Genomic DNA, 1,584 nt, shown 5'->3' on the forward strand with positions numbered 1-1,584 from the left:
CGCGCGTACCACCTGCAAATCATGACTGATAAACAGATAGGCGAGCTGATGCTGCTGCTGCAAACGGCGCAGTAAGGTCAGAATTTGCTTCTGCACCGAGCGGTCCAGCGACGAGGTGGGTTCATCCAGCACAATCAGCTGCGGCTCAAGGATCAACGCGCGGGCGATAGCGATGCGCTGGCGCTGACCGCCGGAAAACTCCGCCGGATAACGTGAACGGCTGTCGGCATCGAGTCCCACTTCCTGCATCACCGCAATCACCTTGGCTTCCTGCTCCGCATTGCTCAATTCAGGACGATGCACCGCTAAGCCTTCTGCAATCACCTGTTGCACCGTCATGCGCGGATTGAGCGACGAATTGGGATCCTGAAATACCACCTGAATGCGCTGGCGCAGCGGCAACAACTGCTTTGGCGACAGCTGATGCAGCGGCTGATCCTCAAACCAGATCTCCCCGCGCGCGGTGATTAAGCGCAGCAGTGCCAGGCCCGTAGTACTTTTACCTGAACCCGATTCGCCGACCAATCCCAGGCTTTCGCCACGCCGCAGCGTAAAGCTGAGATCCTTGAGCGCCAGCGTCTCTGCCACGGTGCGACGCAGCAATCCACGACGGATCGGGAAACCGACCTGTAGATTCTTCACCTGCAATAGCGGTTTAGGGTCCAGCAGCGGCACAGGTTGACCATCCGGCTCGGCGGCGATTAGCTCGCGCGTATAGGGCTGCTGCGGTTGGCTAAACAGCAAATCGCAGCGATTGTGTTCCACACCGCGACCATTACGCATCACCGTGACGCTGTGCGCCAGCTGACGCACAATATTCAGGTTATGGGTGATGAACAGCATGCCCATATTGAGTTCACGTTGCAGTTCGCGCAGCAGTTGCAGAATCTGCGCCTGCACCGTGACATCCAACGCGGTGGTCGGTTCATCGGCGATCAGCAGCTTCGGCTGGGTTAGCAGCGCCATGGCGATCATCACGCGCTGTCGCTCACCACCGGAAAGCTGATGCGGAAAATCCTGCAAACGCGATGCCGCATTACGAATACCGACGCGATCCAGGCAGCTCAGCATTTCGCCCCGCGCGGCTTCGCGCCGCATCCCGCGATGCACCGACAGCACTTCATACAGCTGCTTTTCCACATTGTGCAGCGGATTAAGTGACACCATAGGCTCCTGAAAAATCATCGCCATCTGGTTGCCACGCAGCCCGCGCAGGGTGCGTTCGCTGGCCTGCAGAATATCCTGGCCGTTAAACAGGATTTCACCTTGCGGATAGTTGACCGGCGGCTGCGGCAATAAGCGCATGATCGACAGCGCGGTCACGCTTTTACCGGAACCGGATTCGCCCACCAGCGCCAGCGTTTCGCCGGCATCAATGTGCAGCGAAATGTCGTCCACCACGCGGCGATCCTGAAAGGCCACCGCCAGATGATTCACCGTTAACAGGCTCATTTAGCGTCCTCGGCTCGGGTCAAAGGCATCGCGTACCGCTTCGCCGATAAAGATCAGTAACGACAGCAGCAGGGCGAGGGCAAAGAAGCCCGCCAGCCCCAGCCACGGCGCCTGTAAATTGTTTTTGCCCTG

Annotated in this window: 1 protein-coding gene and 1 pseudogene; both read right to left on the reverse strand. The window is 58.6% G+C overall.

The window, feature by feature from the left end; all coding sequences use genetic code 11:
- The coding region (yejF, locus tag RTY00_RS24615; RefSeq protein WP_312666728.1) for a microcin C ABC transporter ATP-binding protein YejF at positions 1-1,452 on the reverse strand (1,452 nt) is incomplete at its 3' end.
- Positions 1,453-1,584: pseudogene (locus tag RTY00_RS24620) on the reverse strand (ABC transporter permease); the annotation flags it as partial.

Source organism: Pantoea sp. CTOTU49201 (assembly GCF_032054795.1).
Classification (GTDB): Bacteria; Pseudomonadota; Gammaproteobacteria; order Enterobacterales; family Enterobacteriaceae; genus Pantoea; species Pantoea symbiotica.